Below are 22973 nucleotides of genomic sequence, written 5' to 3'. Positions count from 1 at the left end.
GGATGAAAAAAGGGACGGCTCCCGGTGGAGCCGTCCCTTTTTGCGTCAGGGTGGATGTCCTAAGAACGATCTACTTTGTCATCCTCTCCTGTAAGGGGACCGAAGGGTGTCATCCCATCGTTAGGGTGACACCCCTCCACCACTCGCTTCGCGAGCGGTCCCCCTCCCCTTACAGGGGAGGATTTATAGCCGCCTCAGGCCGCCGCCTTTTCCTCGTCCAGCGTTGGATAGTCGGTATAGCCCTCCGCGCCCTGGCTGTAGAAAGTCGCCATCGCGGCCGGATTGATCGGCGCGCCCACGCGCAGGCGATCCACCAGATCGGGATTGGCGAGCAGCGGGCGGCCGAAGCTGATCGCATCGGCAAGGCCGCTGGCAAGGTCGGCCTGCGCGCGCGCCGCATCATAATCGCTGTTCAGCACCAGCGGCCCCTTGAAATGCTCGCGGATCAGCGGCGACTGGCGCGGCACCTGGGTTGCGCCGAAAGTGCCGTCCGGTCCCGGCTCGCGCAGTTCGAGGAAGGCGATGCCGATCGCGTCCAGCACATCGGCGGCCGCCGCGAACAGGGTGGCGGGATCGCTATCGTCGACGCCCTGCGTGTTGCCATTGGGCGACAGGCGCACCGAAACGCGATCGGCGCCGATCGCATCCACCACCGCCTGCGTCACCCCGCGCAACAGGCGGACGCGGTTCTCGACGCTACCGCCATAGGCATCGGTACGGAAATTGCTGTTATCGCGCAGAAATTCGTCAATCAGATAGCCGTTGGCGGCATGAATCTGCACTCCGTCGAAGCCGGCGGCGATCGCATTATGCGCGGCGCGCGCATAGTCGGCAATGATCCCCGGAATCTCCTCCACATCCAGCGGACGCGCGATTTCATAGGGCTTCTTGCCTTCATAGGTGTGGGCGTCGCCCGGCGCGGCGGTGGCGCTCGCCGATACCGGCTGTTCGCCGGTCACGCTGCTGTGAACGGCCCGGCCCATATGCCAGAGCTGGACGATGATCCGGCCGCCCTTGTCATGCACGGCGCGGGTGATCGGCTTCCACGCCTCCACTTGCTCGTCGGACCAGATGCCCGGTGCATAGGGCCAGCCCAGTCCCTGCCGCGAAATGCCGGTCGCCTCGCTGATGATGAGGCCGGCCGAGGCGCGCTGCGCATAATAGTCGGCCATGATCGGCGTCGGCACATGGGCGCGGGTCGCACGGCCACGAGTCAGCGGCGCCATCAACACGCGGTTGGGTGCGGATACCGCGCCAAGCTGGATGGAATCGAACAAGGTCGCCACGAAATTCTCCCTCATCATATAGTTGCAAAATGCAACGGGACTTGATGCGCAAAGCGAGCTAGGGAGCCGCCATGTCGACTTCAACCCCCGCCGCGCACATAGCCATGCCCCGCACGGCCTTTCCCGCGCTGATCCTGGCGAACCTGATCCTGCCGCTGGGCCCGGTGCTGGTGCGCCTGTCGGATGTCGGGCCGGTGGCGGCCGCCTTCTGGCGGCTGATGATCGCCCTGCCCTTCCTGCTGCTGCTGGCGCTGCCGGGCCTGCGGCGGGTTCCGCCCACGCGCCGCGAATGGACCGCGCTGATCCTGTCGGGCGTGGTCTTCGCGCTGGACCTTGCCGCCTGGCATATCGGCATCCTCTATACCAAGGTCGCCAATGCGACGATCTTCGGCAATCTGAGCGGGCTGCTGTTGCCGGCCTGGGCGCTGCTGGTGATGGGGCAACGGCCGACGCGGATGCAAGCCGCTGCTCTGCTGCTGGCAAGCGCGGGGGCACTGGTGATGATGGGCGGCAGCTATGAACTGTCGATCCGCAACTTGCAGGGCGACCTACTCTGCCTGCTGGCGGGCATATTCTACACCGCCTATCTGCTGATCGTGCAGGGCGCGCGTGGACGGCTGGACAGCTGGTCGGTGCTGGCCGGGTCGAGCCTGGCCAGCGCGCCGCTGCTGCTGCTCTGCGCGCTGGCGCTGGGCGAGACGGTGATGCCGGTCCAGTGGACGCCGCTCATCCTGCTCGCTTTGTCGAGCCAGTTGGTCGGCCAGGGGCTGCTCACCTATGCGATCGGCTGGTTCTCGCCGCTGGTGCTGGGCCTCAGCCTGCTGCTGCAACCTGCGGTGTCGGCGATTTTCGGCTGGCTGCTGTTCGACGAATGGCTTAGCCCCGCCGACATGCTGGGCACGGCGGCGGTCGCGGCGGCGCTGGTGCTTGTGCGCTTGCCGGGACGCGCCTAGATTGGCTGTCATGAACGATATCCAGGATCTCACCCTCGACGAAATCCGCGCCCTGCTGGCGCCCGTGCTCGCGCGTCATGCCGCCTTCGACGGCTGGCGGCCGCAGGCGGTGACGATGGCGGCGCAGGAGAAGGGCGTCGATGCCGACATCGCGCAACTGGCCTTCGACGAGGGCGCGATCGGCATGATTGACGCCTGGTTCGCCAGCATCGACGCGCGGATGCTGGAAGCCGTGCCGGCGGAGCAGCTGGCGACATTGTCGATCCGCAAGAAGATCACCGCGCTGATCGAGGCGCGGCTCGCCCTGCTGGCCCCCGACCGGGAAGCGTTGCGGCGGGCGCTGGCCATAGTGGCGCTGCCAACCAACGCCGCGCGGGCGGCGAAGCTGGCCTGGCGCGCCGCCGACATCATGTGGCGCGCGGCGGGCGACACCGCCACCGACTTCAGCCATTACAGCAAGCGCACGACGCTGACCGCCGTCTATGCCTCCACCCTGCTGGTCTTCGTCGATGACGAGAGCGAGGGCCATGCCGACAGCCGCGCCTTCCTCGCCCGCCGGATCGAGAATGTGATGCAGTTCGAAAGGGCCAAGGCGAAGTTCAAGGGCGTGGGCGGCGGCGAACGGCTCAGCCTGTCGCGCTTCATCGGCCGCCTGCGCTATCCCGCGATATGATCTGCCGCGCCGAAGACCGATTCGCGCTGGCCATTTGGTAAAGGTATTGATAGTCACTCGCAGAAATCGTCTGCGAGTATCCTTCCCTTGCGCCTGACCGACCTGCCGTTGCGGCAACCCGCCTATGTCGACCTGATCGACTGGTCCGCCCTAACCCCGTCCGAAGGGCAGCGCTTGCGCGAATTCGGCCTGTGCGAAGGGGCGAGCGTCGAAGCGCTGCATCATGGTGGCATTTTCGGGCGCGGGCCGATCGCCTGCCGGATCGGCCGCATGACCATCGCGATGCGCCGTAGCCATGCCGCCGCCGTGACCGTGCGCACCGGACCGCAGGGGGACGCGGCATGAGCGGCCTGCCCCTGATCGCGCTGGTCGGCAATCCCAATGCGGGCAAGAGCGCCCTGTTCAACGCCCTGACCGGCGCGCGGCAGAAGCTGGGCAATTATCCCGGCGTCACCGTGGAGCGCAAGGCGGGCCGCCTGTCGCTGTCGGACGGCCGCCCGGTCGAGTTGGTCGACCTGCCCGGCACTTACAGCCTCGACCCCGGCAGCCCCGACGAACAGGTGACGCGCGACGTCGTGATGGGCAGGCAGTCGGGCGAAAAACGCCCCGATGCGCTGGTGATCGTGGTCGACGCCGCCAATCTGGACAATCATCTCCGCTTCGCGCTGGAATTGATCGCGCTCGGCCTGCCGACGATCGTCGCCCTGAACATGGTCGACCTCGCCACCCGCGACGGGCTGGAACTGGACGCCAATATCCTGTCGCGCGAACTGGGCGTGCCGGTCGTGTCGACCGTGGCGGTGCGCAAACGTGGCCTGGATCATCTGCGGTCCGAGCTGGAAGGCCTGCTGAACAGCGCGCCGCCCGCCTATCCCGCCGGTCCCGAGCGCGACTTCGACGCCGTCCGCAAGGAAGCGGGCCGCATCGCCCGCGCCGCGATCGTGCGCGAAACCCCCTCGCGCCGCCTGACCGCGGCGGTCGACCGGGTCGCGCTGCATCCCGTCTTCGGCCTGATCCTGCTGCTCGGCCTGCTCTTCATCATGTTCCAGGCGGTCTATGCCTGGTCCGAAGCGCCGATCGCGATGATCGAGGGCTTCGCCGAAAGCGCCGCCGGCATGGCGCGCGATACGCTGCCCGACGGGATCATCCGCTCCTTCCTGGTCGACGGCGTCATTCATGGCGTGGGATCGGTGGTGGTGTTCCTGCCGCAGATCCTGATCCTCTTCTTCTTCATCCTGATGCTGGAGGCGACGGGCTATATGGTCCGCGCCGCCTTCCTGATGGACGGGCTGATGGCGAAGGTCGGCCTGTCGGGCCGCGCCTTCATCCCCCTCCTCTCCTCCTTCGCCTGCGCGGTGCCGGGGATCATGGCGACCCGCACCATTTCCGATCCCAGGGACCGCCTGACCACCATATTGATCGCGCCGCTGATGACCTGTTCGGCGCGGCTGCCGGTCTATGCGGTAATCATCGGCGCCTTCATCCCGGCCCGCGACATCGGCTGGGGCATCGGTTTGCAGGGCTTCGTCCTCTTCTGCCTCTATGTCGCGGGGATCATCGGCGCGATGGTCGTGGCGCTGCTGCTGCGCCTGACCGTGACCAAGGGCGCGAGCGGCGGCTTCCTGATGGAAATGCCCAAATATCAGTGGCCCCGGCCGCAGGATATTCTTCTGGGCCTCTGGCAGCGCGCCATCATCTTCCTGAAGCGCGCGGGCACGATCATCTTCGCCTCGACCGTGATCCTGTGGATTTTGCTCAGCTTCCCGCGCGTGCCCGACGGCGATCCGACCAGCCAGGTCGACCATTCGATCGCCGGCCGGATCGCGAGCGGCCTCAACGTCGTGCTGGAACCGATCGGCTTCAACCGCGACATTTCCCTCGCGCTGATCCCGGCCATGGCCGCGCGCGAGGTCGCCGTCTCCGCGCTCGCCACCGTCTATTCGATCGACGCGGGCGATGACGAGGCGAAGCTGGAACGGAGCCTGGGCGATCGTCTCAAGGACCAGTGGCCGTTGCCGACCGCGCTCGCCTTCCTCGCCTGGTTCGTGTTCGCGCCCCAGTGCATCTCGACCATCGCCGTCACCAAGCGCGAGACCAATGGCTGGAAATGGCCGCTATTCATGGTCGGCTATCTGTTCGCGCTGGCCTATGTCGCGGCCGGGCTGACCTATTGGACGGCGACCGCGCTCGGTTTGGCATAGAGCGATTTCAAGTCAGATTGAAAATCTGACGACTCGGGAATCGCGAAAAACAAAGAATGAGGGGGCTTGTCCCGATCCTGTCTGATCGGAACAGGCTCCCGTCCGCGTTGGCTCTTTGTTCTTGAAGGGCAAGGCGGGCGCTCTATAACGGCCGTTTAACGCGTTTCGGAGGAATCATGGCAGGCTCGGTCAACAAGGTCATTCTGGTCGGCAATCTCGGCGCCGACCCGGAGGTCAAGAGCTTCCAGAATGGCGGTCGCATCTGCAACCTGCGCATCGCCACGTCCGAAAGCTGGAAGGACCGCATGACCGGGGAGCGCAAGGAGCGCACCGAATGGCACAATGTCGTCATCAACAGCGAAGGGCTGGTGGGTGTCGCCGAGCGCTTCCTGCGCAAGGGGTCGAAAATCTATATCGAGGGCCAGTTGCGCACCCGCAAGTGGCAGGACCAGTCGGGCAATGACCGCTACACCACCGAAGTGGCGCTGTCGGGTCCGGGCGCGGTGCTGACCATGCTGGACGGCGCGCCGGGCGGTGGCGGCCAGGGCGGCGGCCGCTCGCAGCAGGGCGTCAGCGACTGGAGCGGCGGGTCGAGCGGCTTTGGCGGCGGCGACTATGATGATTTCGGCGGTGGTTCGAGCGGCGGCCAGAGCGGCGGCGGCTTCGGCGGCGGGCGCTCCTCATCGGGCGGCAGCGGCAGCCGTGGCGGCGCCGGCAGCCCCAATTTCGACAACGACCTGGACGATGAAGTGCCCTTCTGAGGGCATTGGCGCCGGACGCGAAAAAGGGCGGCTTCCAGAGAGGGAGCCGCCCTTTTTCGTTTGATCGATCCGGCCGGTCAGTCTGAACGGAAGGATAGGTGGGACAGGATCGGTCCAGCGCTTATATTGCGAGGCATGAGCAAGATCGAAAAAGCCATCGCTGTCCCCATCCGGCAGATCGTCCATCCGGTTGAACTGGCGATCGGCGGCGCAATCGCCCTGTCGGGCCTGGCGCTGCTGGTCGTCCGGTTGCTGCCCGCCCTCTGACGGGCAGCAATCCGCGGTTCAGCGGGCCAGTTCTTTCTGCGCGAAGGCGCGGATATGGTCCTTGAGGTCCTCGCGCTCCAGCGAGAGCGCCAGGTTCGCCTCGATATAGCCGGCCTTCGATCCGCAGTCGAAGCGACGACCATCAAAGGTCACGCCATGGAAGGGCTGGTCGCCGATCAGCGAGGCCATGGCGTCGGTCAGCTGGATTTCGCCGCCGGCGCCCTTTTCCTGCGTTTCCAGTATCTTCATCACCTGCGGCTGGAGGATATAGCGCCCCGGCACGATCAGGTTGGACGGCGCGGTGCCGAGCTTGGGCTTTTCGACCAGCCCCTTCACTTCGGTCAGCACGCCGTCGCGCGCGCCCGGATCGATGACGCCATAGCTGGGCGTTTCGTCCATCGGGATTTCGAGCGCGCAGACCAGGTTGCCGCCGACCTTGTGATAGGCGTCGACCATCTGCTTGAGGCAGCCATTGCCCTGCGCGCCCCGCATGAATTCGTCGGGCAGCAGGATGGCGAAGGGTTCGTCGCCGACGATGTCGCGCGCGCACCAGATGGCATGGCCCAGCCCCAGCGGTTCCTGCTGGCGGATGAAGACCGCGTTGCCGGGCATCAGGCGGGTGCCTTCCAGCGCCCCCAGATCCTTGCCCCGCTCGCGCTGGGTCGCCTCGGTCTCATAGGCGATGTCGAAATAATCCTCGATCGCCCCCTTCCCGCGGCCGGTGACGAAGATCATCTGCTCGATGCCGGCCTCGCGGGCCTCATCGACCGCATATTGGATCAGCGGCCGGTCGACGACCGGCAGCAATTCCTTGGGCACCGCCTTGGTGGCGGGCAGGAACCGGGTGCCAAGGCCGGCGACAGGGAAGATGGCTTTGCGAATAGGCTTGTGAGACATGCTGCTCCATTCTCGCTGCAACGCGGAAAATGCGTCTAGAATCGCTTGGAAATGGTAGAGGTAAGCGCTTGCGCGCGCAACAATGCGTCAGACGGTGAGAAGGCGCTGCGCAATTTCTTCGAGCGCGGTAATTTCCGCGTCGAGCTGTTCCAGGCTGATGTGAATCTGATTGTTGCGCGGGTCACGGCAGGCGAAACCGCCGGGTTCGGGCTGCTGGAAACCCTGGATGATGAGCGCGCGGAACCGGTCGATCCGCTGCATGTCGCGCTCGATCGCAGAAATTTCGGTGAGGGCGCTGGCGTTGCGGCGGTCGCGCATGGCCACCATCGTGCGCAATTCGGTCATCAGCTTGGTCATGGTCGGCCGGGTGCGCGCGCCCACGGTGCGCACGTCGCCCATCGCCTCGCGCAACATGCCGATCTTCGCCTCCAGGCTTTGTTCCAGCATGGTCCAGGCACAGACGAGCCGCCCCACGCCGCACAGCAGCGCCGCATCCTCCGGCGCATAGGCCGATACCGGCTTCACGTTCACGTCCATATCCGAAACAAGATGCACACCCACGCCCGCACACTCCTTTGCTCCTCGAATCCTGCACAAAAGCCGGGGAAGAAGACCAGAGCGGGCGGGAAGGCTCCTCGCACCAGCGGCACGGGCCAACGGCAGACGTGCTAAATCGACGGCGAATGGAGCCGTGACGCCAAGCATCAGAAATCGATCGCGATTCCCTTCCGCTCCCAGTCGCCATAGCGCACCGGGCTCAGTTCCTCGTCATGGCGCGAGGGCGCGTCGATCGGGTCGGGCCGGGGCACCGGCGGGCTTTTGGAAAGATGCGCCGGCGCTTTCACATGCGCCGGGCGTTTGCCGTTGAAACGTCCCATGGATAGCGGCCTTTCGATTGCATAGGGGCCGGTCCACCCCATATTCATATCCTGTCCGCTATCTGGGCGGCAAAGGAGAGCATTGCAAGTGAGCGGAATGAAGACGACCATGTTGCTGGCGGCGCTGACGGCGCTGTTCATGGCGCTGGGCTATACGCTGGGCGGCAGCGGCGGCGCGATCATCGCGCTGCTGGTGGCGGCGGGCATGAATCTCTTCACCTTCTGGAACGCCGACAAGATCGTGCTGCGGATGCATGACGCGCGGGAGGTCGACGCTCAAAGCGCGCCGGACTTCCACAATCTGGTGCGCGAACTGGCGCAGCGCGCCGGGCTGCCGATGCCGCGCGTCTACATCATCGATCAGGATGCGCCCAACGCCTTCGCCACCGGGCGCAATCCCGAAAACGCCGCCGTGGCCGCGACCACGGGGCTGCTCGCCATGCTGAGCCGCGAGGAAGTGGCCGGCGTGATGGCGCATGAGCTGGGCCATGTGAAGAATCGCGATACCCTGATCATGACGATGGTCGCGACGATCGCGGGCGCCATTTCGATGCTGGCCAATTTCGGCCTCTTTTTCCGTGGGTCTGCCCAGGAAAATAGCCATGGCAATATCGTCGCCAGCCTGTTGGCGGTGATCGTCGCGCCCTTCGCCGCGATGATCGTGCAGATGGCGATCAGCCGCACCCGCGAATATGGCGCCGACCGCGCCGGGGCGGAAATCAGCGGCAATCCCCATGCGCTCGCCTCCGCCCTCGCCAAGATTTCGGGCCGGGCGGAGATGATCCCCAACCCGGTCGCCGAGCGCAATCCGGCGGCGGCGCAACTCTATATCGTGCCGACCCATGTCAGCGAGTTGTTCTCCACCCACCCCGCGACCGAAAAGCGCATCGCCGCCTTGCAGGATATCGCGGCGGAGATGGGGACGTCCGCGATCGGCTCCGCCCCGCCTGCGTCGACCCTCTTGCCGATGGCCGCGCCACAACGCCGCCGCAGCGCGCTCGATCCGCACGGCCGCTGATATTCACAGGGAGGTTGCTTTTGGGGCAAATTGGCCTAACCGCCTTTCATGCCCCGCCGTCCCGCCCCCCGTTCCGCCGCGCCTCGCGCCGACGATGTTCCCGGCTTTCCCGCGCGCCGCGCCGCGCTGCGGCTGCTGGACGCCGTTCTGCGCCGGGGCGATCCGCTGGAACTGGCGCTCCATGGCGCGGCGCAGGGCCTGGCCGCCGCCGACCGCGCGCTGGTCCATGCCATCGCCGCCGAAGTGCTGCGCCATCTGCCCGATCTCGACGCGCTGATCGACGGCGCAACGAAGCAGCCGCTGCCCGACGACGCCAAGGCGCGGATGGTGCTGCGTATCGCGCTCGTCCAGACGCTCGTGCTGGGCACACCCGCCCATGCGGCGATCGCCACCGCCCTGCCGCTGGTCGACGGCGGCCCGCGCAAGCTGGTCCATGGCGTGTTCGGCACGGTGACGCGCGGCGAGCCGGTGCTGCCCGATCCCCCCACCCTGCCCGCCGATGTGATGGCGCGCTGGGCCGAACAATGGGGCGATGCCATGCCGCAGGCGGCGGCCCATGCCTATGCCATCCGCCCGCCGGTCGACATCAGCCTGCGCGATCCGAACGAGACAGCGAAATGGACAACTGAACTCAATGGCGCATCCTTCGCGCCCGGTCATGTCCGCCTGCCGGAGAGCGCTGTCATTCCCGACCTTCCCGGCTTTGCCGAGGGCGCCTGGTGGGTGCAGGACATCGCCGCCGCCTGCGCCGCGCGGCTGCTGGGTGCGGGAGAGGGCCGGACCGTGCTGGACCTGTGCGCCGCGCCGGGCGGCAAGACGATGCAATTGGCCGCAGCGGGTTGGAATGTCCTGTCGGTTGACCAGTCGAAAAAGCGTCTGGAGCGGCTGAGCGAGAATCTGACCCGCACCGGCCTGTCCGCCGACGTCGTGCAGGCCGACCTGCGCCAATGGCAGCCGGAAGCGCCGGTCGACGCGATCCTGCTCGACGCGCCCTGTTCGGCGACCGGCATATATCGCCGCCATCCCGATGTGCTCCACCGCATCGGCCCGCGCCAGATCGCGGAACTGGCCGAATTGCAGGGCGAATTGCTGGAGCGCGCGGCGAGCTGGCTGAAGCCGGGTGGGCGGATCGTCTACGCCACCTGCTCGCTCGAACGGGTGGAGGGCGAGGCGCAGGTGGAGCGCTTCCTGGCCGATCATGCCGAATTCGCGCTGGTGCCCGCCGAAGCGACCGAACTGCCCGACGGCATGGCCCCGACCGGGGAGGGCTGGCTCCGCTCGCTGCCCGACATGCTTGCCGATCGCGGCGGCGCCGACGGTTTCTTCATCGCCCGCCTTGCCAGAAAGACGAACTAAGCCTTAACCATGGATGCCTAGACAGGATCGCCCATCCACAAGGTGCGCCGCCCATGCGTCCGACCGAGCCATTGCCATTGAACCATAGCTGGCCGCTCTATGCGCTGCGCGAGCATCTCTCGCCGGTGTTGCTCGATCCGGCCATCGCCCGCAACGACGCCGCGCTGGCCGAGCGGGGACTGGGCCTGTGGTTCTGCGACCTCAAGGACAATAGCCTGCGCTGGACCGCCGGCGTCTACGACATATTCGGGCTGGAGCGCGACAGCATCGTCCCCCGCCCGCTGGCCGCCGCCCTCTACACGCCGGACTCGCGCGAGCCGATGGAACGGCTGCGCGCCTATGCGATCCGCCACAAGCGCGGCTTCACCCTGGACGTCGATATCGACCAGGCCGACGGCACGGGGCGCTGCGCGATGCGGCTGATCGCCGCGCCGGTGCTGGACGCGGCGGGCAATGTAATCGCGCTGCACGGCGTCAAGCAGATGCTGCCCCATGGCACATTGCCTTCGTCCCGGCTGGACCCCACCATTTTCGTCATGCTTTGAACGCTTTGCGGCGCCGTTCCCGAACAATCGCGACGCGCGGGCAAATGTCCGTTGCCCTTGGCCCCAGCGGCGACTAAGGCGAACGGTTAATGACCCGTCCGATCCTCATCTCGCCCTCCATCCTCTCCGCCGACTTCGCCCGCCTGGGCGAGGAGGTCCGCGCCATCGACGAAGCGGGCTGTGACTGGGTGCATGTCGACGTCATGGACGGGCATTTCGTGCCCAATATCACGATCGGTCCGGCGGTGGTGAAGGCGCTGCGCCCGCACACGACGAAGCCGTTCGACGTCCATCTGATGATCTCCCCGGTGGACCAATATCTGGAGGCCTTCGCGTCGGCCGGGTCCGACATCATCACCGTTCATCCCGAGGCCGGGCCGCATATCCATCGCACCGTCCAGCATATCAAGTCGCTGGGCGTGAAGGCGGGCGTGGTGCTCAATCCCGGCACCCCGGCCAAGATGCTCGACTATCTGATGGACGATGTCGACCTGATCCTGGTGATGAGCGTCAACCCCGGCTTCGGCGGCCAGAGCTTCATCGAGAACCAGCTCCGCAAGATCGAGGCGATCCGCAAGATGATCGACAAGTCGGGCCGCGACATCCGGCTTCAGGTGGACGGCGGCATCGACTTCACCACCGCGCCCAGGGCGATCGAGGCCGGGGCCGACGTGCTGGTCGCGGGCACCGCCACCTTCCGCGGCGGCGCGCAAGCCTATGCCGACAATATCCGCAAGCTGCGGGGCGGGTGAGCGAGCCGCGGCGCATGTCCGTCCGCCGAGGCCAGGACGATCCGCCCGAAGCGGACGATGACGGCATCGAGCAGGGCAAGCGGCTCATCCGCGTCGCGGATGACAAGGGCCTGTCGCTGGCGCAGAAAATCGCCAATCACTTCTATCTGCTGAGCTGGAAGACGCCGATCCACGGGCGCAGGCTGCGGGGCAAATATCCGCTCAAGCTGCTCGCCGTGCCCGATGACGCGGTGCCGGGCGACGGCCGCGCCGGGGCGGCGATCCGGGCGGGCTATTTCCTGTTCCGCGGGCAGAAACAGCCGGTCGCCGCGCTCGACTTCGCCCGCCTGTCGGTCGGCCCGGCCTTTGCCAACTATCTGCACGGTTTCCGCTGGCTGCGCGACCTCGCCAGCAGCGCGACCCGCGACCAGGGCGCGCCGATCGCCGAGGCGGTGATGCGCAAATGGCTGGCGGCCCATGCCGAAACGCCCAGCGAACCCGCCTGGCGCGCGGACAATGCCGGCTGGCGGCTGCTCTTCTGGACCGCCCATGCGCCGCTGATCCTCTCATCCAGCGACCTCGTCTATCGCTCGCTGGTGCTGAACTGCATCGCGCGCACCGCCCGTCATCTGGACCGCAGCGCCGACAAGGCGCCGATGGGCCTGCCGCGCCTGACCGCCTGGTGCGGCATATTGGCCGCCGGGCTGCTGATCCCCGGCGGCGACGCGCGCCGCCTGTTCGGCGAAGCGGGCCTCAAGCGCGCGATCGACGGCAGCTTCCATCCCGATGGCGGCATCGTCTCGCGATCGCCGCTGGCGCAGCTGGAGGCGATCATGGCCCTGTCCATGCTGCGCGCCGTCTATGACGTGCGGCGCGAAAAGCCGCCGCTCTGCCTGACCGACGGGCTGGCGCGCGCGGTGCCGGCGCTGCTGGGCCTGACCCATGGCGACGGCGGCCTCGGCAGCTGGCAGGGCGCGGGCGCGATCGACCCGCAGACGGTCGAGGCGGTGATCGCCGCCAGCCGCGTGCGCACCCGGCCGCTGCGCCAGGCGCGCGACTGGGGCTATCAGCGGATCAGCGCGGGCGGCACCGTAGTGCAGATCGACGCCGCCCCGCCGCCGGTCGCGCGGCTGGCTGCGGCGGGCTGCGCCTCGACCGGCGCGATCGAGATCAGCGACGGGCCGCTGCGGCTGATCGTCAATTGCGGCGGCGCGGGGCTGGAAGGGGCGTGGATAGCGCGCGATCTGGCGCAGGGGCTGCGCACCACGGCGGCGCACAGCACCCTGGTCCTGAACGACAGCAACTCCACCGCCCTGCTGCCCGACGGCACGCTGGGCAAGGGCGTGACCGAGGTCGAGCTGAACCGGCAGGAAATGGACAATGGCAGCCGGCTGGACCTGTCCCATGACGGCTATGTCCGGCGGCTGGGCTATGTCCACCGCCGCCTGTTGATGGTGAGCGGCGACGGCAAGGAAGTCCGGGGCGAGGATATGCTGACCCCGGCGGAACGGCGCAAAAGGCCGGGCAGGCAGCCGGTGCAAATCCGTTTTCACCTGGCGCCGGGCGTCGAACCGACCTTGACCGCCGACAGCCAGGGGGCGCTGCTGCGCATCGATCTGGGCGGCCTGTGGCAGTTCCGCACCGGCGCGGGCGTACTGAGCGTCGAGGACAGCCTGTGGGTTGACGCCGACGGCCGTCCCCATCCGGGCAAGCAGCTGGTGGTGACGGGCGAGGCGCTGCCCGGTGGATCGAGCATCGGCTGGCTGTTCAAGCGGATGGGGTGACGGCACGACCGGTCGGCCGGGATTGGCCATGGCGTCCGGCCGGAACAAAGCCTAACAGTCGCGGGGCGAAGGAACCGCCCCAGCCATAGCGAGAAAGCAGCCCATGTCCTTGACCTCCCTTCTCATTCCCACCTACCGGCAGATGCTTCAGGCGCTCTCCGCCTGGCTCGAAAAGGCGCAGGCGCAAAGGCCGGAGGATGAGGCGGACGCCCTCCTTTCCGCGCGCCTTGCCCCGGATATGTTTCCGCTCGCGACCCAGATCCGCTTCGCCTGCGTGCAGGCATGGGAAGGGGCCCATCGCCTTCAGGACGAGCCCCTTCCGCCCCTGGTCCAGACGCTTCTCGACGAAGGGCGGCAGGCGGGCGAGCATCCCGGCTCCATTGCCGACGCCCGCGCGCGGATCAGCGACACGATCGCCATGCTCGACGGGCTGGCGCAGGACGCGCTGGACATGGACCCGCAGCAGCCGCTCGCCCATGAACTGCCCAACGGGATGATCTTCGACCTGACGGCGGACAGTTACGCCCGCGACTGGACGCTGCCGCAATTCTACTTTCATGTCATGACCGCCTATGCGATCCTTCGCGCGGAAGGCGTCGCGCTCGGCAAGGCCGATTATGTCGCGCACATGCTGCCCCTTCTGCGTCCGGACACGCTGCCCGTAGCATAGAGTGATGACTTCACATTGATCCACCCGTCATTGCGAGCGCAGCGAGCCGAAGGCGGGCGAAGCCCAACCAATCCAGTGTCGCGCCATGGATTGCTTCGCTGCGCTCGCAATGACGATTCAAGAAAATGTCATCATGCTCTAGGGCCGGTTGGACAAGCGCGTCTGGGGCTGTATTTTTTCGCCGCTGGGGCTTAAAGGGCTGGCGCAAAGTCATCCTGCCCTTTGCCTTAAGAAAGCTCTTTCCCATGACTGACGTCACCATCAAGCGCGCCCTTCTGTCCGTGTCCGACAAGGCCGGCCTCATCGAACTGGGTCAGGCGCTTGCGCATCATGGGGTGGAACTGGTGTCGACCGGCGGCACCGCGAAGGCGCTGCGCGACGCGGGCCTGGACGTCAAGGACATCTCCGACCTCACCGGCTTCCCCGAGATGATGGACGGCCGTGTCAAGACGCTGCACCCCAAGGTCCATGGCGGCCTGCTCGCCGTGCGCGACAATCCCGAGCATGTCGCCTCGATGGAGGAGCACGCCATCGGCGCGATCGACCTGGTGGTGGTCAACCTCTACCCCTTCGCCGCGACGGTTGCGAAGGGGGCGGAGCGCGAGGAGATCATCGAGAATATCGATATCGGCGGCCCGTCCATGGTCCGCTCCGCCGCGAAGAATCATGAAAGCGTGGCGATCGTCACCGATCCCGCCGACTATGCCCGCCTGATCGCGGAAATGGCGGAAAAGGGCGGCGCGACCAGCTATGATTTCCGCCGGATGCTGGCGGCGAAGGCCTATGCCGCCACCGCCGCCTATGATGCCGCCATCGCCGGCTGGTTCGCGCATGTCGACCAGGGTCAGCGTTTCCCCGATCGCGTCGCCGTGCCGATGATCAAGCAGGCCGAGTTGCGCTATGGCGAAAACCCGCACCAGATCGCCGCGCTCTACACCCAGGCGGCGGGTGGCGTGAACGGCATCGCCCAGGCCCGGCAGATCCAGGGCAAGGAACTGTCCTATAATAATTACAATGACGCCGACGCGGCGCTGGAACTGGTCAGCGAATTTCGCGACGGCCCGCCGACCGTGGTGATCGTCAAGCACGCCAATCCCTGCGGCGTGGCCACCGGCGAAACGCTCATCGAAGCCTATGAAGCCGCGCTCGCCTGCGACAGCGTGTCGGCCTTTGGCGGCATCATCGCGGTCAACCGCCCGCTCGACGGCCCCACGGCGGAAGCGATCAGCGGCATCTTCACCGAAGTCGTCGCCGCGCCCGACGCGGACGAAGCGGCGAAGGCGATCTTCGCGAAGAAGAAGAATCTGCGCCTGCTGCTGACTGGCGACCTGCCCGATCCCGCGCGCCTGGGTCGCACGATGAAATCGATCGCCGGCGGCTTCCTCATCCAGTCCCGCGACAATGGCAGGATCGATCCCGACGCGCTCAAGGTCGTGACGAAGCGCGCGCCGACCGACCAGGAGCTGAAGGACTGCCTGTTCGCCTGGACCGTCGCCAAGCATGTGAAGTCCAACGCCATCGTCTATGCCAGGGACGGCAGCACCGCGGGTGTCGGCGCGGGCCAGATGAACCGCCTCGAATCCGCCCGCATCGCCGCGTGGAAGGCCAAGGACGCCGCCGAAAAGGCCGGCTGGAGCGAACCGCGCACGATCGGCTCGGCGGTCGCTTCCGATGCCTTCTTCCCCTTCGCCGACGGCCTGCTGGTGGCGGTGGAAGCCGGCGCGAGCGCGGTGATCCAGCCGGGCGGATCGATCCGCGACGATGAAGTGATCGCCGCCGCCGACGAAGCCGGTCTCGCCATGGTCTTCACCGGTATGCGTCACTTCCGCCATTAACGGTTGCGCGGGTGCGAAGACATTCCCTTCGCACTCGCAAAATGGCAGAAATCCGCCACTTTTTGTGAAGTGGCCTCTTTTCAACTTCGCTGGGCACGCCTATTTAGGGCGTGACCCTACTTCCACGTCAGACGTGGGGCGGAAGACAGAAAAATCTGTTCGACAGGAGACATTGGATGACCAAAAAGACGCTGGTGGCGCTGGCCGCCACGATAGCCATTGCGTTGCCTGGTGTGGCGAGCGCTGGCAGCAACGACATGGATGTGATCGTTGACGGCAACACGGGTGCGGAAACCCGTTCGCTCGCCGTATCCGTGGCCGATCTCAACCTGGCCAGCGCCAGCGGGATGCGCCGGGCCGATTATCGGCTGATTCGCGCCTCCAAACAGGTGTGCGGCTATGTGAACGGGTCGGTCATTCCGGCCACCGACGACTATCGCAACTGCTTCGGCGCCGCGATCGACGGCGCGCGCAGCGACCTGAATGCGCTCGCCCAGCGCCAGGGCTGACCAAAGCTGTATTTCCCCGCGATCGCGCGTCCATCGACAGGCGGCATCGCGGATGCTTTCCCCCCACGAAGAGGATTGCCGGGGGCCGTTCCGCGCAAGCGGAGCGGCCCTTTGTCCATATGTTACAGATTGTCCTTACCAGCCATTAACCAGTCCTTAGAAGATTTACTTCAATCCCGGGTCACGAAGATCATCTGGGGGACCTCATTGCCATGCCGCGTATCGATCGACCCGTGGACGTCGCCATCATCGGGGCCGGCCCCGCTGGCCTGACCGCCGCCTATCTGCTGACCAAACAGGGGTTCAGCGTCACCGTCATCGAAAAAGACCCCGTCTATGTCGGCGGCATCAGCCGCACGGTGGAACTGAACGGCTTCCGATTCGACATTGGCGGGCATCGCTTCTTTTCCAAGTCGAGCCAAGTGGTCGATCTGTGGAACGAGATATTGCCCGACGATTTCATCCAGCGCCCGCGGATGAGCCGCATCTATTATGAGGGCAAATTCTACAGCTATCCGCTGCGCGCGTTCGAGGCGCTGTGGAATTTGGGCGTGTGGCGTTCGACCCTCTGCATGGCGAGCTTCGCCAAGGCGCGGCTCTTCCCCAACCGCAACGTCAAATCTTTCCAAGACTGGACGGTCAACGCCTTCGGTCACAGGCTTTTCTCCATCTTCTTTAAGACCTACACCGAAAAGGTCTGGGGGATGCCGTGCGACGAGATGTCGGCGGACTGGGCGGCGCAGCGCATCAAGGGCCTGTCGCTCTGGGGCGCGGTCAAGGATGGCCTCAAGCGCTCGCTCGGCCTCAACAAGAAGCCCAATGACGGCATGGCGACCAAGACGCTGCTGGAGACGTTCCGCTATCCGCGCCTCGGCCCCGGCATGATGTGGGAAGCCGCGCGCGACCGGGTGGTCGAAGGCGGCAACCAGGTGCTGATGGCGCACAGCTTCAAGCGGCTGGAAGAGGATCAGGCCAATGGGAACTGGCGCCTGATCGCCGAAGGGCCGGACGGCGACGTCGTCATCACCGCCGCCCATGTCATCAGTTCCGCGCCGATGCGCGAGCTGGCGGGCCGCATCCATCCGCTGCCGGCGACGCTGCCGCAGGCGATGGACCTCAAATATCGCGACTTCCTGACTGTGGCGCTGATGGTGAAGGGCGAGGATATCTTCCCCGACAACTGGATCTACATCCACGATCCCAGGGTGCAGGTCGGCCGCATCCAGAATTTCCGCAGCTGGTCGCCCGAAATGGTGCCCGATCCCGACCTCGCCTGCGTGGGCCTGGAATATTTCTGCTTCGAGGGCGACGGCCTCTGGTCCTCGTCCGACGCCGATCTGGTCGAACTGGCCAAGACGGAAATGGCGGCGCTGGGCCTGTGCGATCCCAAGGATGTGGTCGGCGGCGCAGTGGTGCGACAGGAAAAGGCCTATCCGGTCTATGACGACGCCTATGCCGACAATGTGCTGGCGATGCGCACCGAGCTGGAAGCGCGTTATCCGACGCTGCACATGGTCGGCCGCAACGGTATGCACCGCTACAACAACCAGGATCATGCGATGATGACGGCGATGCTGACCGTCCGCAACATCGTCGCGGGCAAGCGCGTCCATGACGTGTGGCAGGTCAATGAGGACGCCGAATATCATGAGGCGGGCGAGGAAGGCCAGATCGGCGCCGACGAGCAGGCCGCGCTGGCCAGCGTCCGCGCCGTGCCGTCGCGGTTGAAGGCGGCCTGATCATGATCCGCGCCCGGCCGGCGGACTGGCTCCGCGCGGTCGCCGTGCGGCTGATGCTCGCGCGCTACCTGCTGGTGAGCCTCTGCGCCCTGTCGATCGACACCATGTTCTTCCTGGCGCTGTCCCGCTGGGTCATGCCGGCGGGATGGGCGGCGCTGGCGGGCTATGGGCTAGGCATCGTCATCCACTGGCTCCTGTCGGTCCGCTTCGTCTTCGCCGAGCAGATTGGCGGCCGACCGACCCACGGGCAGCGGGCCGGATTTCTGCTGAGCGCGGGACTGGGCCTTGCCGTCACCACCGGAACCGTATCCGCGCTGGCCTATCTCGGGTCGCCCGCCCTGCCGGCCAAGATGGCGGCGGTGCTGCTGAGCTTCACCCTCGTCTATCTGGTGCGCAAATATGTCGTCTTTGCCCGCGGTTGAGACAAGTTTCGCCATGACCGGCAACACCCCGCGCCGCTGGCCCGTCCATTGGCTGGCCGTGGCCGCATGGGCCTTATGCGCTGTGGTCATGCTGACGCTATACGCCAGCGACATCAGCCAGCTCAACTTCATGGACACCGACGACGCGATGCGCCTGCAACAGGTGCGCGACTGGATCGGCGGGCAGGGCTGGTTCGACGTCAGCCAGCATCGCATCAATCCGCCCACCGGCGGACCGATGCACTGGTCCCGGCTGGTCGATCTGCCGATCGCGACGATCATCCTGCTGGGCCGGCCGCTGCTGGGGCAGGCAAGCGCCGAAATACTGGCCTGCGCAATCGTCCCGCTGCTGACGCTGGGGCTGCTGTGCGCCATCGTCTGGCGCGCTGCGCGACGGCTCGGTGGCGAGCAGGTGGCGGTGCTGGCCGTGCTGTTGCTGCTCATGACACCCACCATCCTGATCCAGTTCGCGCCGATCCGCATCGACCATCATGGCTGGCAGGCGGTGATGGCGACGCTGGCGCTGTGCGGCGCGATCGATGCGCGACGCGCGCGCGGCGGCGCGGTAGCGGGCATCGCCATCGCCTGCTGGCTCCAGATCTCGACCGAGGGACTGCCCTATGCCGCGCTGTTCGGCGGGCTGTTCGTGCTGCGCCACTGGATCGACGCGCGGGAGGGCGCCCGCCTTCAGGGTTTCGCGGCGATGCTGGGCGGGGCGGCGCCGTTGCTGGCGCTCGCGACCAAGGGTGCGGGCGCGCTGGCGCAGACGCAGTGCGATGCGCTCTCGGCGGTCTTTGTCTGGCCGCTGGTGCTGTTCGGGGCGATCATCGTGACGAGCATCCGGCTGGTGGACCAGCGCCACCTGTCCGGCCGGTTGATCGTGACCGGCCTGGGCGGCGTCGCGGCGGCCGGAGTCCTGCTATGGCTGGGCGCAGATTGCCTGACCAAAGGGCCGTTCCACCAGCTGACTCCGCTCGCCTACAACCAATGGTATATGCATGTGATGGAAGGGCGGCCGCTATGGGAACAGGGCTTCTCGCTCGTGGGCATCAGCCTGCTGCCTTCGCTGCTGGGGCTGGGAGCGACGATCTGGGCCACGCGCGCGACACAGGAGAACGACGCGCGCACGCGCTGGCGCGTCATGGCGCTGCTGATGCTGGGCGCGGGTCTGGTATCCGCAATGGTGATGCGGGCGATGACGGTCGCGCACATCTTCGCGCTGCCGGGCATCGCCTGGATGTTGATCATGCTGGCCCGCCGGGTGCACATGCTGCCGACGCCGTTGCTGCGCGTGCCGCTGGCGGTCGCGCTGGCGTTGCTGACGCCGGTGGGCCTATCGTCCGCCTGGGCTGCTTTCGACGCGTCGCTAGAACCTGCCACGGTCAAGAAGGACAGCTGCCGAACGCCAGCCGCGCTCGCGCCACTCGACGCCCTTCCGCCATCGCTGCTGTTCGCGCCGCTCGACATCGGCCCCGACATATTGGCGCATACGCGCCATAGCGTTATCGGCACCGGCCATCATCGCAACGTCATCGGCATCAACGCCGTGACCCATGCCTTTTTGGCGAGCCCGCAGGCGGCGCGCGCGGACGTGGTGGCGGTGGGCGGCGGACGCGGCGCGGATTATCTGCTGCTGTGTCCACGCATGAACGAAACGATACTCTACGCCAAGAGCGCCCCCCACGGCCTCGCCGCGCAGCTTTCGCATGGCCGGGTGCCGGCCTGGCTGACGCCGCTGCCCGGCAAGGGGCCACTGCGCATCTACCGGGTCAACCGGGCTGGAAGCTGAGCGCCACGCCGTTCATGCAGTAGCGTTTGCCGGTGGGCCGTGGTCCATCGTCGAAGACATGGCCCAGATGCCCGCCGCACCGCGCGCAATGAACTTCGGTGCGGACCTCGCCAAGGCCCAGGTCGCGGCTGGTGCCGACCGCCCTGGGCAACGGCGCCCAGAAACTGGGCCAGCCGGTGCCGCTGTCGAACTTGGTGCTGGAGCTGAACAGCCTCTGCCCGCAGCCGGCGCAGGCGAAAAGGCCCTTGCGATGCTCGTCGTTCAACGGGCTGGTGAAGGGATGCTCGGTCGCCTGTTGGCGCAGCACCTTATAGGCCCAGGGGCTGAGGCGCTGGCGCCACTGCGCGTCGGTCAGGGTGAAAGGATAGGCCGCCTCCGCCCGTGCGGGACGGAGTTGCCACAGGGCCAGAGCGGTGACGCCGGTCGCGACGCCACCCAGGAAATGCCGCCGGTTCATGCGACGATCCATAGCCAGTTCAGCCTGTCGCCGGCCTGAACAGATTTTGCCACCAGCGCCCGCCCGACTGCATCACATGGCGGCGGAACAGCAGCACGCCGACGCGGATGATGAGCGCGACGAAGGCCGCCTGCCAGACCAGCGCGACGAGATGCGGCCACAGCCTAGCGTCCTGCGCCGCGCGGGCGATCATCGCGAAGGGCGAGCTGAAGGGGAAGATGCAGGCCGCGACCTCCGCCGCCGATCCCATATGGTCGACCGCATAGCTGGCGAAGAAGAAGATCAGCATCTGGCCCATGGTGATCGGCATGTTGAGCGTCTGCACCTCCCGCACCGTCGCCGCCTGCGCACCGATACCGAGGAACAGCGAGCCGAGCAGCGTGTAGGCCATGGCGAAATAGAGGATGGCGAGCAGCAAGAAGGCCGGCCATCCCACCGCCGGCGCAGGCAGGCCGGTCGCGTGCCCCCCCAGCAGCAGGAAGATACCGAACGCCGTGCCGCCCCAGAAGGCGATGCCGACAAAGCTCATCGCCAGCATCGCCATCAGCTTGCCCAGGAAGATCGCGTCGATCGGAATGGCGGCGGCCAATATCTCGATGATCTTGTTGGTTTTTTCCTCGACCAGATTGGACAGGATCATGCCCGCGAGCAGGATGGTGAGGAAGAACATCACGACCTGCGCGACGCGGCCGATGACCAGCCGGGCCTGCGCCTGCGCGCCCAGGCTGGTGGCGACCTCCTGCCGGTCCACCTTCACCAGTTGCAGCGTATGTTCGGCCTTGGCCGCGCTGGATATCAGGCTGAGGTCGCCCTGCAACCGATCCAGATCCTCCGATTTGCCGGTCAGGACCGGCCGGGCGACGGTGCCGGACAGGATCGCCACCACCGCCGAATCGGCACGGGCGAGCTGGACGCGCGGGCTGGGACTGGCGGCCACGCGCCGCAGGCGGGGCAGCGCCTGATCGCCCATACGCTCGGTCAGCCGGTCATGCGCGCGGTCCAGCGCGGCGCTATCCTGCGCCGACATGGCGACGCCGACGACGGGGCGCAAATCGGTGCTGGAGATTTTCTCGCCCAGCCCGCCAAAGGCGAAGCCGATCAGGATCGGCAGCAACGGCCCGAGCAGGAAGAGGATGAAGGTGCGTGAGAGCACCACGGCGGTAAAATCCCGCCGGGCGATGACGAAGGCGGCGCGCCAGAGCTGTTTCATGCCTCCTCCTCCACCAGGGCTTCGTCCTGCTCCATCTGCCGCACCACCGCCGCGCCGGCGATGGCGACGAAGGCGTCGTGCAGGCCGGGCCGCTCGATCGACAGACTCTCGATCCCCGCCCGATCGTCGATCAGCGCGCGCAGCAGCGGCTCTATCCCCCCGTCGGGCAGGGCGAAATGCCAGACGCCATCCTCCGCCACGGTGTCGGCGGGCAGCGCCCGGCGCCAGGCGCCATCGCTGGTCCGGGTGCGCAGCCGCACCTGCGGGCGCAGCCGCTCGCGCGCCGCGCCGGGTGTGCCCTCGAAGCGGATGCGGCCGCCCGCGACGATGGCGATCCGCTCGCACAGCCGCTCGGCATGGGCGATGACATGGGTGGAAAAGAGGATGGTGACGCCCCTGCGCGCCTGCTGCCGGATCAACGCCTCCAGCTTCTCCTGGTTGATTGCGTCCAGGCCGGAAAAGGGTTCGTCCAGCACGATCAGGCGCGGTTCGTGGACGATGGTGCCGAACAGCTGGACCGTCTGGGCCATGCCCTTGGACAATTGCCGGATCGGCTTGTCGATCGACGCGCCCATGCCATGGCCGTCGAGCATCGCCTTCGCGCGCTCCCGCCCGATCTTGAGCGGCAGGCCACGCAAAGCGCCCATGAAGGCGATCGCCTCATAGGCTTTCATCGACGGATAGAGGCCGCGTTCCTCGGGCAGATAGCCGACCTCGGGCGCCATGCGCAGGGGCTGCTCTGCGCCCAGCAGGGTGCGATGCCCCTCGTCCGGGTCGACAATGCCCAGCAGCGTGCGCAGCAGGGTGGTCTTGCCCGCGCCATTGGGGCCGAGGACGCCATAGATCGATCCGGCAGGCACCGCGATATCGACGCCGTCGACCGCGCGGAAACTGCCGAATGTCTTGACAAGCCCATGGCCTTCAACGGCATAGGCAGGTGTCGGAGCGGTGGACGATGCCGGAGTGTCGCCGATCATCCCGCCCTGATAGTC

24 protein-coding genes are annotated in these 22973 nt (G+C 66.8%); 17 read left to right on the top strand and 7 right to left on the bottom strand.

Translation table 11 applies throughout. The features are described 5' to 3' along the window. Positions 1-194: 194 nt before the first annotated feature. The gene (locus AC58EF_RS00460) at positions 195-1286 is read right to left on the bottom strand and encodes an alkene reductase (protein WP_497274157.1); all 1092 of its coding nucleotides are present in this window, start codon (positions 1284-1286) and stop codon (positions 195-197) included. A 71-nt stretch (positions 1287-1357) separates the two neighbouring features. On the opposite strand from AC58EF_RS00460, the gene AC58EF_RS00455 reads away from it, so the two are divergent. The 6 genes from AC58EF_RS00455 (at position 1358) to AC58EF_RS00430 (ending at position 6141) form a co-directional block, all read left to right on the top strand. Next, positions 1358-2239, top strand: a complete 882-nt coding sequence (locus AC58EF_RS00455) for a DMT family transporter (protein WP_497273693.1) — start codon at positions 1358-1360, stop codon at positions 2237-2239. Between the two features lie 10 nt (positions 2240-2249). Continuing rightward, the gene (locus tag AC58EF_RS00450; protein WP_497273692.1) at positions 2250-2912 is read left to right on the top strand and encodes a COQ9 family protein; all 663 of its coding nucleotides are present in this window, start codon (positions 2250-2252) and stop codon (positions 2910-2912) included. An 87-nt stretch (positions 2913-2999) separates the two neighbouring features. Continuing rightward, a complete protein-coding gene (locus AC58EF_RS00445) occupies positions 3000-3257 on the top strand; it encodes a FeoA family protein (protein WP_497273691.1) in 258 nt (85 codons plus the stop codon). After that, a complete protein-coding gene (feoB, locus tag AC58EF_RS00440; RefSeq protein ID WP_497273690.1) occupies positions 3254-5113 on the top strand; it encodes a ferrous iron transporter B in 1860 nt (619 codons plus the stop codon). Before AC58EF_RS00445 ends, feoB begins: the two co-directional genes overlap by 4 nt. A 176-nt stretch (positions 5114-5289) precedes the next feature. Continuing rightward, entirely contained in the window at positions 5290-5874 is a 585-nt protein-coding gene (gene ssb, locus AC58EF_RS00435; protein ID WP_497273689.1) for a single-stranded DNA-binding protein, read from the top strand. A 135-nt stretch (positions 5875-6009) separates the two neighbouring features. Beyond that, a complete protein-coding gene (locus AC58EF_RS00430; protein ID WP_497273688.1) occupies positions 6010-6141 on the top strand; it encodes a hypothetical protein in 132 nt (43 codons plus the stop codon). Positions 6142-6159: 18 nt separating this feature from the next. On the opposite strand, the gene AC58EF_RS00425 is transcribed toward AC58EF_RS00430, so the two are convergent. The 3 genes from AC58EF_RS00425 to AC58EF_RS00415 form a co-directional block, all read right to left on the bottom strand. Beyond that, positions 6160-7038, bottom strand: a complete 879-nt coding sequence (locus AC58EF_RS00425; protein ID WP_497273687.1) for a UTP--glucose-1-phosphate uridylyltransferase — start codon at positions 7036-7038, stop codon at positions 6160-6162. A gap of 87 nt (positions 7039-7125) precedes the next feature. Next, positions 7126-7575, bottom strand: a complete 450-nt coding sequence (locus AC58EF_RS00420) for a hypothetical protein (protein ID WP_497274155.1) — start codon at positions 7573-7575, stop codon at positions 7126-7128. A 167-nt stretch (positions 7576-7742) separates the two neighbouring features. Further along, positions 7743-7916 (bottom strand): DUF1674 domain-containing protein, encoded by a 174-nt coding sequence (locus AC58EF_RS00415; protein ID WP_497273686.1) that lies wholly within the window; start codon positions 7914-7916, stop codon positions 7743-7745. An 88-nt stretch (positions 7917-8004) separates the two neighbouring features. On the opposite strand from AC58EF_RS00415, the gene htpX reads away from it, so the two are divergent. The 11 genes from htpX to AC58EF_RS00360 all read left to right on the top strand — a co-directional run bounded on the left by htpX (position 8005) and on the right by AC58EF_RS00360 (position 20314). Beyond that, positions 8005-8934: a zinc metalloprotease HtpX gene (gene htpX / locus AC58EF_RS00410; RefSeq protein WP_497273685.1), complete on the top strand. Its 930-nt coding sequence runs from the start codon at positions 8005-8007 to the stop codon at positions 8932-8934. Between the two features lie 48 nt (positions 8935-8982). Next, positions 8983-10290, top strand: coding sequence for an RsmB/NOP family class I SAM-dependent RNA methyltransferase (locus AC58EF_RS00405; protein ID WP_497273684.1), 1308 nt, complete (start codon positions 8983-8985; stop codon positions 10288-10290). A 53-nt stretch (positions 10291-10343) separates the two neighbouring features. Beyond that, on the top strand, positions 10344-10835 hold the full coding sequence (locus tag AC58EF_RS00400) for a PAS domain-containing protein (protein WP_497273683.1): 492 nt from the start codon (positions 10344-10346) through the stop codon (positions 10833-10835). A gap of 89 nt (positions 10836-10924) precedes the next feature. Then, positions 10925-11587, top strand: a complete 663-nt coding sequence (rpe, locus tag AC58EF_RS00395) for a ribulose-phosphate 3-epimerase (RefSeq protein ID WP_497273682.1) — start codon at positions 10925-10927, stop codon at positions 11585-11587. A 14-nt stretch (positions 11588-11601) separates the two neighbouring features. Next, positions 11602-13350, top strand: coding sequence for a heparinase II/III family protein (locus AC58EF_RS00390; protein WP_497273681.1), 1749 nt, complete (start codon positions 11602-11604; stop codon positions 13348-13350). 103 nt (positions 13351-13453) lie between these two features. Beyond that, the gene (locus AC58EF_RS00385; protein WP_497273680.1) at positions 13454-14020 is read left to right on the top strand and encodes a DUF1993 domain-containing protein; all 567 of its coding nucleotides are present in this window, start codon (positions 13454-13456) and stop codon (positions 14018-14020) included. A 245-nt stretch (positions 14021-14265) separates the two neighbouring features. Beyond that, positions 14266-15855: a bifunctional phosphoribosylaminoimidazolecarboxamide formyltransferase/IMP cyclohydrolase gene (gene purH, locus AC58EF_RS00380; protein WP_497273679.1), complete on the top strand. Its 1590-nt coding sequence runs from the start codon at positions 14266-14268 to the stop codon at positions 15853-15855. A gap of 176 nt (positions 15856-16031) precedes the next feature. Then, positions 16032-16364, top strand: a complete 333-nt coding sequence (locus tag AC58EF_RS00375; protein WP_497273678.1) for a UrcA family protein — start codon at positions 16032-16034, stop codon at positions 16362-16364. Positions 16365-16576: 212 nt separating this feature from the next. Beyond that, entirely contained in the window at positions 16577-18103 is a 1527-nt protein-coding gene (locus AC58EF_RS00370) for an NAD(P)/FAD-dependent oxidoreductase (protein WP_497273677.1), read from the top strand. Between the two features lie 2 nt (positions 18104-18105). Continuing rightward, a complete protein-coding gene (locus AC58EF_RS00365; protein WP_497273676.1) occupies positions 18106-18525 on the top strand; it encodes a GtrA family protein in 420 nt (139 codons plus the stop codon). 13 nt (positions 18526-18538) lie between these two features. Then, complete coding sequence (locus AC58EF_RS00360) at positions 18539-20314, top strand: hypothetical protein (RefSeq protein WP_497273675.1); 1776 nt, start codon at positions 18539-18541, stop codon at positions 20312-20314. Here the strand turns inward: AC58EF_RS00360 and msrB are convergent. The 3 genes from msrB to AC58EF_RS00345 are packed head-to-tail and all read right to left on the bottom strand — an operon-like array spanning position 20295 to position 22958. Next, on the bottom strand, positions 20295-20771 hold the full coding sequence (gene msrB, locus AC58EF_RS00355; RefSeq protein ID WP_497273674.1) for a peptide-methionine (R)-S-oxide reductase MsrB: 477 nt from the start codon (positions 20769-20771) through the stop codon (positions 20295-20297). The two genes, AC58EF_RS00360 and msrB, sit on opposite strands and share 20 nt — an antisense overlap. A 19-nt stretch (positions 20772-20790) precedes the next feature. Next, a complete protein-coding gene (locus AC58EF_RS00350) occupies positions 20791-21981 on the bottom strand; it encodes an ABC transporter permease (RefSeq protein WP_497273673.1) in 1191 nt (396 codons plus the stop codon). Further along, the gene (locus tag AC58EF_RS00345) at positions 21978-22958 is read right to left on the bottom strand and encodes an ABC transporter ATP-binding protein (protein ID WP_497274154.1); all 981 of its coding nucleotides are present in this window, start codon (positions 22956-22958) and stop codon (positions 21978-21980) included. Before AC58EF_RS00345 ends, AC58EF_RS00350 begins: the two co-directional genes overlap by 4 nt. Positions 22959-22973 lie beyond the last annotated feature (15 nt).

The organism is Sphingobium sp. WR1, from assembly GCF_059693745.1.
Note: the sequence above shows the minus strand (reverse complement) of the source record. Positions and strands in the feature narration are given on the sequence as shown.

Coding starts and splice junctions, on each gene's coding strand:
- AC58EF_RS00455 (WP_497273693.1), top strand. CDS start 1,358: ATGTCGACTTCAACCCCCGCCGCGCACATAGCCATGCCCCGCACGGCC.
- AC58EF_RS00450 (WP_497273692.1), top strand. CDS start 2,250: ATGAACGATATCCAGGATCTCACCCTCGACGAAATCCGCGCCCTGCTG.
- feoB (WP_497273690.1), top strand. CDS start 3,254: ATGAGCGGCCTGCCCCTGATCGCGCTGGTCGGCAATCCCAATGCGGGC.
- ssb (WP_497273689.1), top strand. CDS start 5,290: ATGGCAGGCTCGGTCAACAAGGTCATTCTGGTCGGCAATCTCGGCGCC.
- AC58EF_RS00430 (WP_497273688.1), top strand. CDS start 6,010: ATGAGCAAGATCGAAAAAGCCATCGCTGTCCCCATCCGGCAGATCGTC.
- AC58EF_RS00425 (WP_497273687.1), bottom strand. CDS start 7,038: ATGTCTCACAAGCCTATTCGCAAAGCCATCTTCCCTGTCGCCGGCCTT.
- AC58EF_RS00420 (WP_497274155.1), bottom strand. CDS start 7,575: ATGGACGTGAACGTGAAGCCGGTATCGGCCTATGCGCCGGAGGATGCG.
- AC58EF_RS00415 (WP_497273686.1), bottom strand. CDS start 7,916: ATGGGACGTTTCAACGGCAAACGCCCGGCGCATGTGAAAGCGCCGGCG.
- AC58EF_RS00405 (WP_497273684.1), top strand. CDS start 8,983: ATGCCCCGCCGTCCCGCCCCCCGTTCCGCCGCGCCTCGCGCCGACGAT.
- AC58EF_RS00400 (WP_497273683.1), top strand. CDS start 10,344: ATGCGTCCGACCGAGCCATTGCCATTGAACCATAGCTGGCCGCTCTAT.
- rpe (WP_497273682.1), top strand. CDS start 10,925: ATGACCCGTCCGATCCTCATCTCGCCCTCCATCCTCTCCGCCGACTTC.
- AC58EF_RS00390 (WP_497273681.1), top strand. CDS start 11,602: ATGTCCGTCCGCCGAGGCCAGGACGATCCGCCCGAAGCGGACGATGAC.
- AC58EF_RS00385 (WP_497273680.1), top strand. CDS start 13,454: ATGTCCTTGACCTCCCTTCTCATTCCCACCTACCGGCAGATGCTTCAG.
- purH (WP_497273679.1), top strand. CDS start 14,266: ATGACTGACGTCACCATCAAGCGCGCCCTTCTGTCCGTGTCCGACAAG.
- AC58EF_RS00375 (WP_497273678.1), top strand. CDS start 16,032: ATGACCAAAAAGACGCTGGTGGCGCTGGCCGCCACGATAGCCATTGCG.
- AC58EF_RS00370 (WP_497273677.1), top strand. CDS start 16,577: ATGCCGCGTATCGATCGACCCGTGGACGTCGCCATCATCGGGGCCGGC.
- AC58EF_RS00365 (WP_497273676.1), top strand. CDS start 18,106: ATGATCCGCGCCCGGCCGGCGGACTGGCTCCGCGCGGTCGCCGTGCGG.
- AC58EF_RS00360 (WP_497273675.1), top strand. CDS start 18,539: ATGACCGGCAACACCCCGCGCCGCTGGCCCGTCCATTGGCTGGCCGTG.
- msrB (WP_497273674.1), bottom strand. CDS start 20,771: ATGAACCGGCGGCATTTCCTGGGTGGCGTCGCGACCGGCGTCACCGCT.
- AC58EF_RS00350 (WP_497273673.1), bottom strand. CDS start 21,981: ATGAAACAGCTCTGGCGCGCCGCCTTCGTCATCGCCCGGCGGGATTTT.
- AC58EF_RS00345 (WP_497274154.1), bottom strand. CDS start 22,958: ATGATCGGCGACACTCCGGCATCGTCCACCGCTCCGACACCTGCCTAT.